We start from the raw sequence: 13,981 nt of genomic DNA on the forward strand, positions 1-13,981 counted from the left end.
AAGGCGTTTACATTAAAATAATTGCAATTACATTAAATATGTTACTATTTAGAGGATGGCAAAAAAAGAAGGTTGTATTTGTGATTTCAATTAAATCGACTGTTTAAAAAGCTTTTTTTGTCATTTGGTGGTGCTTTCGTTTTTGGAGGTGCCTATTAAGATAAAGTGCAATAAATGCGAGTCTAAGGATTGATAAGCATTAAACAAGTTATTTAAGTTATTAAATAATCTGATCTCAGGGAGGAGAGCAGGAACACCAGGTATCATAAAATTATATAAGAGAATTCATGATGATAAATTCCAATCGTCCAATAATGAACCTTGATCTGGATTTACTGAGGACATTTGTCGCAGTTGCCGATCTGAATACATTCGCCGCGGCAGCCGCTGCGGTATGTCGAACTCAGTCTGCTGTTAGTCAGCAAATGCAACGTTTAGAACAATTAGTTGGCCGTGAATTATTTGCTCGTCACGGTAGGAATAAGTTATTAACGGCTCATGGTTTACAATTGCTAGGTTACGCAAGACAGATCTTACGAGCTAATGATGATGCAACAGCATCATTGACTTATAACGATGCAGAAGGTGAGCTGAGAATCGGTGCATCCGATGACACTGTTGATATCTTACTTCCATTCTTACTTAACCGTATCGCATCTATTTTCCCTCGCCTTGCGGTAGAAGTCCGAATCAAGCGTGCACACTTTATTGAGTCCATGCTAGATAGCCATGAAATCGATTTGGCGTTGACAACGGCACGTATTAGTCACCATCCGAAAACAGCGCTCAGAACAGTTCCTGTGTTATGGCACAGTGCACCTGATTTCCAATTAAGAACAAATGAACCTATTCCCCTGGTGGTGATGGATGAGACGAATCCATTCCGCAAATTGAGCACCGATGCTTTGGATGATGCGGGTCTTGCATGGCATGTCGCTTATGAAGCCGCATCGCTGCCAGCCGTGAGAGCAGCAGTCAATGCGGAAGTAGGGGTCACAGCACGTCCGATGGAAATGCAAAATGCGGATTTGCGTATTCTTGGTGAAGCTGACGGTTTACCTCGCTTACCCGACATTCAGTATTGGTTATACAAAAATGCGGATGAGCAAAAGGATTTTGTCCTCACGGTGTTTAGTGCAATTGAGAACAAGAAAATTCCTTATGCTGTTGCACCCATGAATGATGAAGCCGTTGTAAATGAAAATGAAGGGGCATTTTAAGCATTAATCATTATTGATGATTATTAAATGATTAATATGTACTCAAGAGAAAAGCCGCGAAAAATTCGCGGTTTTTTTTAGGCCCAAAAAGCCAAAAAAGAATAAAAAAAGAACGTATTAACCACTTAATAAGTATGGTTAAAAAGCATGTAACGTGAAATAATTGTGATGTAGATGGCAGAACATGAATTTCGTTTTTTAGTTACGAAATTGTTATGTTGTTAACAATCATATTTTGCTGAATTGATAAAATAGCGCTGCTGGGTCAGGCAGTTACTTGATTTAGTGAATAAAAAATCGTTAATATGACTTAGCCTAAATTTGAATATTCTGTAAACAGTATGCGCATATTTTCAATAAAAATGTGCGCTAGATCAAAAAAAAAGAGCAAGTTTTCATCTAGTAAGACAGGTTTTTCCTGAGATAATAGTGTAGTAAAAGCGAATAATCAGTTAGACTAGTCATTGTGTTTACTAGGTGTATTATCACACTGACACGTTTTAGCTGCTTTTGAGTACTTTTTGTTGCAATCTTGTTTTTTACTGGTTGGTGGATTGTAACAATTACGGGTTATTTTGCTTAATTTAAGCAAAGTAAATAGTCAGAGAGAGGACAAACCAAACGCAGTCTTCAGGCTGATTTTTATGTTTGGTGATGATTTTTGGTCTTTCTTCTCGGTTAACTGGGCAATTATGGTGCAATACTGCCGTGATGTTGATAAGAGCAGATTACGCACCATGTGTAATGAGTAAGCAACGAGTATGTCTGAATCTATCCTAGCGTTAGCCCACAACTGGGCCTTTGCGATATTCTTTGTCGGCGCCATCGCCCTTTGTTCGTTTATGTTGGTTGCTGGTCATTTTCTCGGCAGCCGTGCCAAAGCCAGAACAAAACATGTACCTTATGAATCAGGTATCGATTCAGTAGGTAGTGCCCGTCTTCGTATGTCAGCCAAATTCTATCTGGTTGCCATGTTCTTCGTTGTTTTCGATGTTGAAGCTATGTTCCTCTTTGCTTGGGCTGTCGCAGTCCGTGAAGTAGGTTGGTTGGGCTTTATCGAGGCAGCAATCTTCATTCTGGTATTGTTGGCGGGACTGTTTTACTTGATTCGCGTCGGTGCATTGGATTGGACTCCTGTCCGTTCACGTCGCGCAGTAAAAGGTCCTAGTGAAGTTATTAAAATCAGCAATCGTCATCCGCAGTAAAAAGCGAGGCATTATACAATGGATTATACGCTCACCCGCATAGATCCGAACGGTGAGAACGACCGTTACCCCCTGCAAACTCAAGAAATTGTAACAGATCCACTTGAGCAGCAAGTTAAAAACAGTGTTTACATGGGAAAACTTTCTCATGCGCTACATGATGTCGTTAACTGGGGACGTAAAAATTCTCTTTGGCCATATAACTTTGGTCTCTCATGTTGCTATGTTGAAATGGTAACGTCGTTCACAGCAGTTCATGACGTAGCCCGCTTTGGGGCAGAAGTACTCCGTGCTTCACCTCGTCAAGCCGACTTTATGGTCGTTGCAGGAACCTGCTTTACTAAAATGGCTCCGGTAATCCAACGTCTTTATGATCAGATGTTGGAACCAAAATGGGTTATCTCCATGGGGGCATGCGCTAACTCTGGTGGTATGTATGACATTTATTCCGTTGTTCAGGGAGTAGATAAGTTTATCCCTGTGGATGTCTACATTCCAGGCTGCCCACCACGTCCTGAAGCTTATATGCAAGCATTACTTCTATTACAAGAATCTATCGGGAAAGAGCGTCGTCCGCTTTCGTGGGTTGTGGGTGACCAAGGGGTTTATCGTGCCAATATGCAATCAGAAAGAGAAAGAAAGCACGGTGAACGTATTGCAGTGACTAACCTGCGTACCCCAGACGAAATTTAAGGCTTAAAGCCATACAGCGTAACAGAGCAATGTGTTGCGAAATAATAAACCTGATCAAGCGTTATGGTGAAGAATGATGACAGATCAGATAGCGCAAGAAAGTACCCTGCCTGGATGGCAGACACAGGATCACTTAAATGATCCTGTACTTCTGGAACTGCGCAACCAATTTGGCCCGGATGCCTTTTCTGTTCAAGCGACCCGTACTGGCATGCCAGTTATCTGGGTGCGGCGCGAGCAGCTACTGGAAGTCGTAGACTTTTTGAAAAAACTACCAAAACCTTATGTGATGTTATTTGACTTACATGGGGTGGATGAACGTCAAAGAATACATAGACAAGGTTTGCCAGAGGCAGACTTTAGTGTTTTCTATCACTTCATCTCTATCGATCGTAACCGTGATATTATGGTGAAAGTCGCATTAAGTGAAAAAGACTTAAATGTGCCTTCCATGGTGTCATTATTCCCAAATGCTAACTGGTATGAGCGTGAAGTTTGGGATATGTTTGGTATCACCTTCCAAGGTCATCCGAACTTACGTCGCCTGCTTATGTCACCGAGTTGGGAAGGCCACCCATTACGTAAAGACTATCCTGCCCGTGCAACAGAATTCGACCCATTTGAGTTGACCAAGCAAAAACAAGATCTGGAAATGGAAGCGTTGACTTTCAAACCAGAAGAGTGGGGCATGGCTCGTGGGAACGAAAATGAAGATTTCATGTTCCTGAACTTGGGACCGAACCACCCTTCATCGCATGGTGCTTTCCGTATTGTATTACAGCTTGATGGCGAAGAAATCGTAAACTGTGTACCTGACATTGGTTATCACCATCGTGGTGCAGAGAAAATGGGGGAACGTCAGTCTTGGCATAGCTACATTCCTTATACCGACCGTATCGAATACCTCGGTGGTTGCGTTAATGAAATGCCATACATATTGGCCGTTGAAAAGCTGGCCGGTATTGAAGTCCCTGATCGTGTTAAAACGATTCGTGTCATGCTATCTGAATTGTTCCGTATTAATAGCCATTTGCTATACATCAGTACTTATATTCAAGATACGGGAGCGATGACACCGGTATTCTTTGCGTTTACCGACCGCCAAAAAGTGTATAACGTCGTTGAGGCTATTACGGGTTTCCGTATGCACCCAGCTTGGTTCCGTATTGGTGGGGTTGCGCATGACCTACCGAGAGGTTGGGATAAATTATTACGTGAATTATTAGATTGGCTGCCAAAACGTCTTGATTCCTATGTGACAACAGCCCTGAAAAACTCCATTTTAAAAGGCCGTTCAATCGGTGTTGCTTCATACACTAAAGAAGAAGCTTTAGCTTGGGGAGTCACAGGGGCAGGCTTACGTGCTACCGGCATTGATTTTGACGTACGTAAATGGCGTCCATATTCAGGTTACGAAAACTTTGAGTTTGATATTCCAATCGCACATAACGGTGATTGCTATGACCGTGTGATGATTAAAGTGGAAGAGATGCGTCAAAGTATGCGTATTCTTGAGCAATGTCTGAAGAACATGCCTGAAGGGCCTTTCAAAGCCGATCACCCATTGACGACGCCGCCACCAAAAGAGCGGACGCTGCAACATATCGAAACCCTGATCAATCACTTCTTACAAGTGTCATGGGGTCCGGTTATGCCAGCCAATGAATCATTCCAGATGATTGAAGCAACCAAAGGAATTAACAGTTACTACTTAACGAGTGATGGCAGCACGATGAGCTACCGTACTCGTATCCGTACACCGAGCTATGCACACTTGCAGCAAATTCCAGCGGTGATTAGGGGTAGTCTGGTTTCCGACTTGATTGTCTATCTGGGTAGTATCGATTTTGTAATGTCGGATGTGGATCGCTAACCATGCATAATGAACATAATAAGCAGACCAGTCTTGATGGAGTCAATGTTTTTGAGCCTCAAGAAGCACAGCACGGCTTTGTGTTAACGGAAGCTGAACGTGCAGAAATTGAAGGTGAAAAGCACCATTATGAAGACCCGCGCGCTGCCTCCATTGAAGCACTGAAAATTGTGCAAAAAAACCGTGGCTGGGTTGAAGATGGTGCCATTCACGCTATCGCTGAAGTGCTGGGTATTCCCGCGAGTGATGTTGAAGGTGTGGCGACATTCTATAGCCAAATCTTCCGTCAGCCTGTAGGTCGTCACATTATTCGCTATTGCGATAGTGTGGTTTGTCATATTACAGGTTATCAAGGGTTAGAAGCTGAAATCATTAATCAGCTGAATATTCGCCCAGGCCAGACAACAAAAGATGGCCGCTTTACGCTGTTGCCAACCTGTTGTCTGGGGAACTGTGATAAAGGTCCTACCATGATGATTGATGAGGACACGCACAGTTACGTACAGCCTGAAGATATTAAAAAGTTACTGGAGCAGTATCCATGACAAACTCCTTTAAACAAGTGATCCGTACTGCGGAAACACATCCGTTGACATGGCGTTTGCGTGATGACAAACAGCCTGTTTGGCTGGATGAGTATCGCAGTAAAAATGGATATAAAGGTGTGGAACGTGCGCTTAAAGGCATGGCACCGGATGAAGTGGTGAATCTAGTTAAAGATGCTGGATTAAAAGGACGCGGTGGTGCAGGTTTCTCCACCGGGCTGAAATGGAGCCTGATGCCAAAAGACGAAAACATGAAACTGCGTTACTTCTTATGTAATGCGGATGAAATGGAGCCAGGCACCTATAAAGACCGTCTATTGATGGAGCAATTACCACATTTATTAGTTGAGGGTATGATCATCGGGGCTTATGCACTAAAAGCTTACCGTGGTTATATTTTCTTGCGTGGTGAATATGTCGAAGCGGCAAAGCATTTACGACACGCTATCGAAGAAGCGAAAGCCGCGGGCTTACTCGGTAAAAATATTTTAGGTTCAGGATTTGATTTTGAACTGTTTGTACATACTGGCGCTGGACGTTATATCTGTGGTGAAGAAACCGCCTTGATTAACTCCCTTGAAGGCCGCCGTGCAAACCCTCGTTCAAAGCCACCCTTCCCAGCAACATCTGGCGCATGGGGTAAGCCAACGTGCGTTAATAACGTGGAAACTATCTGTAACGTTCCTGCCATTTTAGAGCATGGAGAGCAGTGGTATATCAATCTCAGTGCAGGCAAAAGTAAAGATGCAGGTACTAAATTGATGGGCTTCTCTGGTCGCGTCAAAAATCCGGGATTATGGGAATTACCGTTTGGTACGACAGCGCGCGAAGTGCTGGAAGATTACGCGGGCGGTATGCGCGATGGCCTCACGCTTAAAGCATGGCAACCAGGTGGTGCAGGTACTGACTTTTTAACGGGAGATCACCTTGATTTACCTATGGATTTCGAATCTATCGGTAAAGCAGGAAGCCGTTTAGGTACTGCATTAGCAATGGCCGTTGATAACGAAATTAATATGGTGTCTCTGGTTCGTAACCTTGAAACCTTTTTCGCTCGTGAATCGTGTGGTTGGTGTACGCCTTGCCGTGATGGTTTGCCATGGAGCGTAAAAATTTTACAAGCGTTGGAAAACGGGGAAGGGCAACCGGGTGATATTGAAACGCTGGAACAGCTATGCCGTTTCTTAGGTCCGGGCAAAACTTTCTGTGCTCACGCACCGGGTGCGGTTGAGCCATTACAGAGCGCTATCAAATATTTCCGTGAAGAGTTTGAAGCGGGTATCTCGCAAAAAGATCTGCGCAATATAGCCCAGATAGCAGGTATTCAGCCCAACCTGTTAAAACAGCGTTGGTAATATTTTTTGTGAATGAGCAACCACAAAAAATCGATTTTTCACGAAGAACGTATTTTTGATTAACGCCTGCTGTGAAGCGGGCCTTTGGGAAGCATGCTGACTATGGCTACAATATATGTAGACGGCAAAGAATATGATGTAAACGGGTCTGAAAACCTGTTGCAAGCCTGCCTTTCTCTGGGGCTAGATATTCCTTATTTTTGCTGGCATCCAGCGCTGGGAAGCGTTGGCGCTTGCCGCCAGTGTGCGGTTAAGCAGTATCAAAACGCGGATGACACCCGTGGTCGCCTTGTTATGTCCTGTATGACACCGGCAACGGAAGGGACTTACATCTCTATTGATGATGAAGAAGCCAAACAATTCCGTGAAAGTGTTGTTGAATGGCTCATGACCAACCACCCTCATGATTGTCCAGTCTGTGAGGAAGGGGGCAACTGCCATTTGCAAGATATGACGGTGATGACCGGTCATAATATGCGTAAATATCGTTTTACTAAACGTACACACGTTAATCAGGACTTAGGGCCATTCATTAATCATGAAATGAACCGCTGTATCGCCTGTTATCGTTGCGTTCGTTATTATAAAGATTACGCAGATGGTACCGACTTGGGTGTCTATGGTGCACACAACTATGTCTACTTTGGTCGTACTGAAGATGGCACACTGGAAAGCGAATTTTCAGGTAACTTAGTTGAAGTGTGTCCAACAGGTGTGTTTACAGATAAGACGCATTCAGAGCGCTATAACCGTAAATGGGATATGCAATTTGCACCGGGTATCTGCCAGCAGTGCAGTCTCGGTTGTAATACCAGCCCAGGTGAACGCTATGGCGAGCTACGCCGTATTGAAAACCGTTATAATGGTTCGGTAAACCACTATTTCTTATGTGATCGCGGTCGTTTTGGTTATGGTTATGTGAATCGTAAAGATAGACCTCGTCAGCCATTACTGAATAAAGATGGCGTTAAGCAAGTTATTTCCGCTATCGAAGCAATGCAAAGTGGTGCACAGATTATCAATCAAGCGAAGAAGGTGATTGGTATCGGCTCTCCTCGTGCAAGCATTGAAAGTAACTATGCATTACGTGCCTTAGTGGGTGAAGAAAACTTCTACTCAGGTGTATCAGCGGATGAGCAACGCCGTCTTGAACTGATGCAAAATATCCTAGAAAACGGCGGTATTTATACACCAAGCCTACGTGAAGTAGAAGGTTATGATGCTGTTTTGGTTCTGGGGGAAGACCTCACTCAGACGGGCGCTCGTATGGCACTGTCTGTTCGTCAAGCAGTGAAAGGTAAAGCTCGTGAAATGGCAGCAGCTCAAAAAGTGGCTGATTGGCAAATCGCGGCGATCATGAATATTGGTCAACATGCCAAGTATCCGCTGTTTATCACTAACGTAGATGATACACGTTTAGATGATATCGCGGCATTTAACTACCGTGCGCCTGTTGCTGATCAAGCTCGCTTTGGTTTTGCTATTGCGAATATGATTAATGGTGATGCGCCCGCAGTCGCGGATTTACCGAGCGAGTTAAAAGCAAAAGTACAAACCATCGCAGACGCGCTGGCGAGTGCCAAGAAACCATTGATTATCAGTGGTAGCCATTCGGCAAGTGATGCAATGATCCAAGCAGCCGCTAACGTTGCTTTTGCGCTGAAAGCGAAAGGAGCACAAGTTGGCTTGTCTTATCTAGCTTCACACGCGAACAGCTTTGGTTTAGCGATGATGAAAGCGCCTTCACTCGATAGTGCTTTTGCGCGTATCAACGCAGATGAAGCGGATGTGGCTATCGTGATGGAAAATGACCTTTACCGTCACAGTAGTGTCAATAAGGTTGATAGCACACTGGCTAAGTTGAAGCATTTGATTGTGGTTGACCATCAACATACTGCCATCATGGATAAAGCAACCTTGATCCTGCCAGCAGCAAGCTTTGCTGAAGCAGATGGTACGCTGATTAACCAAGAAGGTCGTGCACAACGTTTCTTCCAAGTCTTTGACCCATCTTTCTACGATAAAGCTATCGTGATGAACGAAAGTTGGCGTTGGTTGCACTCACTACAAACCGAAGCACAAGAGCGCGATGCGGATTGGTCACAACTTGATCATGTCATTGCGGAATGCGTGAACGCTTTACCTCAGTTCGCCGGTATAGTCGATGCTGCACCAAAAGCGTCTTTCCGTATTCGTGGTCAGAAGTTAGCACGTGAACCGCACCGCTACAGTGGTCGTACCGCGATGCTAGCGAATCAATCTGTTCATGAGCAGCGTCAACCTCAGGATAAAGACACGGCATTTGCTTTCTCTATGGAAGGGAACAATAGTCCAACCGCACCGCGCCAGCAAATTCCATTTGCATGGGCTCCGGGTTGGAACTCACCACAAGCTTGGAACAAGTTCCAAAGCGAGGTGGGCGGGCACTTGCGTTTTGGTGACCCTGGTGTTCGTTTGTTCAATTCAACAGAAAGTAAAATAGGCTACTTCACTGACATTCCAACCGCGTATCAAGCGACTGAAGCGCAGTGGGTTGTTGCGCCTTATTATCACTTGTTCGGTAGTGATGAAATGTCACAACGTTCTGATGTGATCCAACAGCGTATGCCTGAACCTTACATTATGTTGAATGCACAAGATGCCGCAACGCTAGGGCTTGCGGCGGGGACTAAAGCTGAATTTAGTCACGAAGGGCAAACTTTCAATTTGACAGTTCGTGTTAGTCAAAACTTGTCTTGTGGCCAAATTGGTCTACCTCTAGGTATGCCGGGTATTGCACCAGCCATGGCGGGTGTGTCAGTCAATAATCTACGGAGGGGGGCATGATGGATTGGATATCCCCAGAAGTGATGGAAATCCTGATTTCTATCCTAAAGTCGATTGTCATCCTATTGGTTGTTGTGATCTGTGGGGCATACATGAGTTTGGGGGAACGCCGTATTCTCGGTTTATTCCAAAATCGTTATGGTCCTAACCGTGTTGGACCGTTTGGCATGGGGCAGTTAATGGCCGACATGTTCAAAATGCTGTTCAAAGAAGACTGGATCCCACAGTTTGCCGATAAAAAAATCTTTACGCTGGCACCCGTGATTGCGTTTTGTTCACTGTTCCTTGCGTTTGCTATCGTTCCTGTTAGCCCGACATGGCATGTTGCAGACCTAAACATTGGGATCCTATTTTTCCTAATGATGGCGGGTCTTGCTGTCTATGCGGTGCTCTTTGCCGGTTGGTCAAGTAACAACAAATACTCACTGCTGGGCGCAATGCGTGCATCGGCTCAAACAGTGAGCTACGAAGTGTTCTTGGGACTTTCATTGATGGGGGTTGTGGCTCAGGCTGGCTCCTTCAATTTGATTGATATCGTCAATTCTCAAGAAGGCATGTGGAACGTCATTCCTCAGTTCTTTGGTTTTGTGACGTTTGCGATTGCAGGTGTTGCGGTATGTCACCGTCACCCGTTTGACCAACCAGAAGCAGAACAAGAAATTGCGGATGGTTACCACGTTGAATATTCAGGTATGAAATTCGGCCTATTTTTCGTCGGTGAGTATATCGGTATTGTTACTGTCTCTGCATTGATTGTCACACTGTTCTTTGGTGGCTGGCATGGGCCGTTCTTGCCGTCATTCTTGTGGTTTGCCATTAAGACTGCCTTCTTCATGATGATGTTCATCTTGATCCGTGCATCTTTACCGCGTCCGCGTTATGACCAAGTGATGTCCTTTGGCTGGAAAGTCTGTTTGCCACTGACTTTGCTTAACCTGCTGGGTACCGCAGCAGTCATTTTATACAACGCTCAGTAAGGGGTGATTGAACCATGACATTGAAAGATTTATTGGTCGGTTTCGGCACTCAAGTACGCAGTATTTGGTTGGTCGGTTTGCATGCGTTCCAAAAACGTGAAACGCAAATGTATCCCGAAGAACCCGTTTACTTGCCGCCCCGTTACCGTGGTCGTATCGTATTAACCCGCGATCCTGACGGCGAAGAGCGTTGCGTTGCCTGTAATTTATGTGCAGTTGCTTGTCCTGTGGGTTGTATCTCACTGCAAAAGGCTGAACATGAAGATGGGCGTTGGTATCCTGAATTTTTCCGCATTAACTTCTCTCGCTGCATTTTCTGTGGGTTGTGTGAAGAGGCTTGCCCAACAACAGCCATTCAATTAACGCCTGACTTTGAAATGGGTGAATGGCGTCGTCAGGATCTTGTTTACGAGAAAGATGACTTATTAATTTCAGGTCCGGGTAAATATCCTGATTATAACTTTTACCGTAAGTCGGGTATGGCGATTGCAGGTAAAGACAAAGGTGAAGCGGATAACGAAGCCAAACCAATTAACGTCAAAGACCTGTTGCCATAAGGAGCGATATTCATGGAATTTACATTTTATATCGCCGGTCTGGTTGCTGTTTTAGCAACTTTGAGGGTGATAACCAATACTAACCCGGTACATGCGTTGTTGTATCTGGTTGTTTCTCTACTGGCTCTGTCGATGGTGTTCTTCTCGCTTGGCGCTTATTTTGCGGGTGCGTTGGAGATCATCGTTTATGCAGGTGCCATTATGGTGCTATTCGTTTTCGTAGTGATGATGCTTAACCTCGGTCGCTCTGTACAAGAACAAGAGCGTGAGTGGCTAACGCCGAAGAACTGGATTGGTCCTGCTATTTTATCAGCAGTACTTCTTGCACTTCTGGTTTACGGCATCATGAGTCTGTCATACCAAGAGGGTATTGCTGGCACAATGATTAGTGCGAAAGAAGTGGCTATCAGCTTGTTTGGACCTTATGTCCTAGCCGTTGAATTAGCATCACTGTTGCTACTCGCTGGTCTTGTGGTGGCGTTCCACGTCGGTCGTGACCGTAATGAAAATGGTGCTGATATTGTGAGTAGCACCAAAGCGAATGCGGAGGAACAATAATGATACCTCTTCAACATGGTCTGATTTTAGCGGCGATCTTATTTGTAATGGGACTAAGCTGTCTTGTTATTCGCCGTAACTTGCTTTTCATGCTGATCGGACTGGAAATCATGATTAACTCAACTGCTTTGGCATTTGTCGTTGCAGGGAGTTTCTGGGGGCAACCAGACGGTCAAATTATGTATATTTTGGCCATTGCACTGGCTGCTGCGGAGGCGAGTATTGGATTGGCGTTGTTACTGCAACTCCATCGTCATCGTCAGAACCTGAATATTGATAAAGTCAGTGAGATGCGCGGATGAACTTACTCTATTTAACAATTCTGTTTCCGCTACTGGGGTCTGTGTTATTAGCATTTTCCCGTGGTCGCTGGTCAGAAAATGTTTCAGCAATTGTTGGTATTAGTGCCGTCGGTTTGGCTGCTATTGTCGCCGCTTATGCAGGCATTGATTTCCTAGAACACAAGGCGTTGATGGCAAATGCCAATGATGCTTATGTTTATACACAACCGCTGTGGACTTGGATGTCAGTGGGTGATTTTACCATCCCATTCACACTGCACCTTGATGGTCTATCTCTCACTATGCTTGGCGTAGTGACGGGAGTGGGTTTCCTGATCCACGTTTATGCTTCTTGGTATATGCGTGGCGAAGAAGGCTATTCACGTTTCTTTACCTACACGAACCTGTTTATCGCGAGTATGGTGGTTTTAGTTCTCGCCGATAATATGATGCTGATGTATCTCGGTTGGGAAGGGGTAGGGCTGTGTAGTTATCTGTTGATTGGTTTTTATTACACCAATCCAGATAACGGCAAAGCGGCGATGAAAGCTTTCTTTGTAACCCGTGTTGGTGATGTGTTCTTAGCTATCGGTATGTTTATTCTGTGGAATGAACTGGGTACTCTGAACTTCAGTGAAATGGCGATTTTGGCACCTCAGAAAATGGCTGAAGGCGGCACGGCAATTACATGGGCAACCTTAATGATCTTAGGTGGTGCGGTAGGTAAATCTGCACAGCTTCCACTACAGACATGGCTGGCCGATGCGATGGCGGGTCCAACACCTGTTTCTGCACTGATCCACGCAGCAACCATGGTAACCGCGGGTGTTTATCTTGTTGCTCGTACTCATGCCTTGTTCCTGATGGCACCTGAAATTTTACATCTGGTAGGCATCGTTGGTGGTGTGACACTGCTGTTTGCAGGTTGTGCGGCATTGGTACAAACCGACATCAAACGGGTACTCGCTTACTCAACCATGAGCCAAATTGGTTATATGTTCTTGGCTCTTGGCGTACAGGCGTGGGATGCGGCAATTTTCCACCTGATGACACACGCATTCTTTAAAGCGTTGTTATTCTTATCCGCAGGTTCTGTGATTATTGCTTGCCACCATGAACAAAATATTTTCAAAATGGGTGGGTTACGTAAGCAAATCCCTTACGTCTACGCGGTGATGTTAATCGGTGGAAGCGCATTGGCTGCATTGCCTCTGTTTACCGCTGGTTTCTACAGTAAAGACGCAATTTTATGGGGAGCAGAAGTGGATGGGCAAACTGTACTGTTATGGGCAGGTCTCATCGGGGCACTACTGACTGCAATGTATACCTTCCGTATGATTTTCATCGCATTCCATGGCGAAGCGAAAATCCAAGCGCACAAGGTCAAAGGTTTTACTCACTCTGTACCTTTGGGCATTCTGGCCGTTTTAGCGACATTCGTTGGTGCACAGATTCACCAGCCGTTAGAGGGGGTATTCCCGGTTAATCCACTGGAACATGAAGCAGGTAAGTTACAGCTGGAAATTCTGTCGGGTAGCCTAGCCGTTATCGGTCTGTTGATTGTGACATTCATTTATCTGTTCAGACGTTCTATCGCTACAGCAATCGCGAAAAGTGCACCGGGTCGTTTCTTCTCTACGTGGTGGTACCATGCATGGGGCTTCGACTGGTTGTATGACGTGGTCTTTGTGAAACCTTTCAAAGGGGTTGCATGGCTACTGGAAAGCGATCCTATTAACTCACTGATGAACTTGCCAGCTTGCTTGTCTCGTTGGGCAAACAAAGGGTTAGCAGTGAGTGAGAACGGTCAAGTCCGTTGGTATGTTGCCTCATTGGGGCTGGGTGCAGTGCTGATTCTTGCTCTGCTGCTTTTGGTTTAATTAAGGGACAC

The 13,981-nt window shown here is 45.1% G+C and carries 12 protein-coding genes; all 12 read left to right on the forward strand.

The features are described 5' to 3' along the window. The first annotated feature begins 290 nt into the window (after positions 1–290). The 12 genes from G3341_RS08100 (at position 291) to nuoL (ending at position 13,970) form a co-directional block, all read left to right on the forward strand. Positions 291–1,220 (forward strand): LysR family transcriptional regulator, encoded by a 930-nt coding sequence (locus G3341_RS08100; RefSeq protein ID WP_154622114.1) that lies wholly within the window; start codon positions 291–293, stop codon positions 1,218–1,220. A gap of 761 nt (positions 1,221–1,981) precedes the next feature. Then, the gene (locus G3341_RS08105) at positions 1,982–2,425 is read left to right on the forward strand and encodes an NADH-quinone oxidoreductase subunit A (protein WP_070929231.1); all 444 of its coding nucleotides are present in this window, start codon (positions 1,982–1,984) and stop codon (positions 2,423–2,425) included. An 18-nt stretch (positions 2,426–2,443) separates the two neighbouring features. Continuing rightward, the gene (locus tag G3341_RS08110) at positions 2,444–3,118 is read left to right on the forward strand and encodes a NuoB/complex I 20 kDa subunit family protein (protein ID WP_154622104.1); all 675 of its coding nucleotides are present in this window, start codon (positions 2,444–2,446) and stop codon (positions 3,116–3,118) included. Positions 3,119–3,191: 73 nt separating this feature from the next. Then, entirely contained in the window at positions 3,192–4,991 is a 1,800-nt protein-coding gene (nuoC, locus tag G3341_RS08115) for an NADH-quinone oxidoreductase subunit C/D (RefSeq protein WP_195848136.1), read from the forward strand. Between the two features lie 2 nt (positions 4,992–4,993). Continuing rightward, positions 4,994–5,536, forward strand: coding sequence for an NADH-quinone oxidoreductase subunit NuoE (gene nuoE, locus G3341_RS08120; protein ID WP_154622105.1), 543 nt, complete (start codon positions 4,994–4,996; stop codon positions 5,534–5,536). Continuing rightward, the gene (gene nuoF, locus G3341_RS08125; RefSeq protein WP_154622106.1) at positions 5,533–6,891 is read left to right on the forward strand and encodes an NADH-quinone oxidoreductase subunit NuoF; all 1,359 of its coding nucleotides are present in this window, start codon (positions 5,533–5,535) and stop codon (positions 6,889–6,891) included. Before nuoE ends, nuoF begins: the two co-directional genes overlap by 4 nt. 102 nt (positions 6,892–6,993) lie before the next feature. Further along, positions 6,994–9,717 (forward strand): NADH-quinone oxidoreductase subunit NuoG, encoded by a 2,724-nt coding sequence (gene nuoG, locus G3341_RS08130; protein WP_154622107.1) that lies wholly within the window; start codon positions 6,994–6,996, stop codon positions 9,715–9,717. Further along, positions 9,717–10,694, forward strand: coding sequence for an NADH-quinone oxidoreductase subunit NuoH (gene nuoH, locus G3341_RS08135; protein ID WP_154622116.1), 978 nt, complete (start codon positions 9,717–9,719; stop codon positions 10,692–10,694). The genes nuoG and nuoH overlap by 1 nt, the downstream gene beginning before the upstream one ends. A 14-nt stretch (positions 10,695–10,708) precedes the next feature. Further along, positions 10,709–11,251, forward strand: coding sequence for an NADH-quinone oxidoreductase subunit NuoI (gene nuoI, locus G3341_RS08140; protein WP_154622108.1), 543 nt, complete (start codon positions 10,709–10,711; stop codon positions 11,249–11,251). A gap of 12 nt (positions 11,252–11,263) precedes the next feature. Beyond that, positions 11,264–11,809 carry an NADH-quinone oxidoreductase subunit J gene (gene nuoJ / locus G3341_RS08145; protein ID WP_154622109.1) on the forward strand — a complete coding sequence of 182 codons (546 nt, stop codon included), beginning with the start codon at positions 11,264–11,266 and terminating at the stop codon, positions 11,807–11,809. Beyond that, entirely contained in the window at positions 11,809–12,111 is a 303-nt protein-coding gene (gene nuoK / locus G3341_RS08150) for an NADH-quinone oxidoreductase subunit NuoK (protein ID WP_004921109.1), read from the forward strand. The genes nuoJ and nuoK overlap by 1 nt, the downstream gene beginning before the upstream one ends. Further along, positions 12,108–13,970 carry an NADH-quinone oxidoreductase subunit L gene (gene nuoL / locus G3341_RS08155; protein WP_154622110.1) on the forward strand — a complete coding sequence of 621 codons (1,863 nt, stop codon included), beginning with the start codon at positions 12,108–12,110 and terminating at the stop codon, positions 13,968–13,970. The genes nuoK and nuoL overlap by 4 nt, the downstream gene beginning before the upstream one ends. Positions 13,971–13,981: the final 11 nt, after the last annotated feature.

Origin of the sequence: Providencia vermicola, from assembly GCF_010748935.1 — a bacterium.
In the GTDB taxonomy this organism is placed as follows: domain Bacteria; phylum Pseudomonadota; class Gammaproteobacteria; order Enterobacterales; family Enterobacteriaceae; genus Providencia; species Providencia zhejiangensis.

What these genes read in the sequence shown, in the direction of transcription:
- G3341_RS08100 (WP_154622114.1), top strand. Translation starts at nt 291, where the DNA reads ATGATAAATTCCAATCGTCCAATAATGAACCTTGATCTGGATTTACTG.
- G3341_RS08105 (WP_070929231.1), top strand. Translation starts at nt 1,982, where the DNA reads ATGTCTGAATCTATCCTAGCGTTAGCCCACAACTGGGCCTTTGCGATA.
- G3341_RS08110 (WP_154622104.1), top strand. Translation starts at nt 2,444, where the DNA reads ATGGATTATACGCTCACCCGCATAGATCCGAACGGTGAGAACGACCGT.
- nuoC (WP_195848136.1), top strand. Translation starts at nt 3,192, where the DNA reads ATGATGACAGATCAGATAGCGCAAGAAAGTACCCTGCCTGGATGGCAG.
- nuoE (WP_154622105.1), top strand. Translation starts at nt 4,994, where the DNA reads ATGCATAATGAACATAATAAGCAGACCAGTCTTGATGGAGTCAATGTT.
- nuoF (WP_154622106.1), top strand. Translation starts at nt 5,533, where the DNA reads ATGACAAACTCCTTTAAACAAGTGATCCGTACTGCGGAAACACATCCG.
- nuoG (WP_154622107.1), top strand. Translation starts at nt 6,994, where the DNA reads ATGGCTACAATATATGTAGACGGCAAAGAATATGATGTAAACGGGTCT.
- nuoH (WP_154622116.1), top strand. Translation starts at nt 9,717, where the DNA reads ATGGATTGGATATCCCCAGAAGTGATGGAAATCCTGATTTCTATCCTA.
- nuoI (WP_154622108.1), top strand. Translation starts at nt 10,709, where the DNA reads ATGACATTGAAAGATTTATTGGTCGGTTTCGGCACTCAAGTACGCAGT.
- nuoJ (WP_154622109.1), top strand. Translation starts at nt 11,264, where the DNA reads ATGGAATTTACATTTTATATCGCCGGTCTGGTTGCTGTTTTAGCAACT.
- nuoK (WP_004921109.1), top strand. Translation starts at nt 11,809, where the DNA reads ATGATACCTCTTCAACATGGTCTGATTTTAGCGGCGATCTTATTTGTA.
- nuoL (WP_154622110.1), top strand. Translation starts at nt 12,108, where the DNA reads ATGAACTTACTCTATTTAACAATTCTGTTTCCGCTACTGGGGTCTGTG.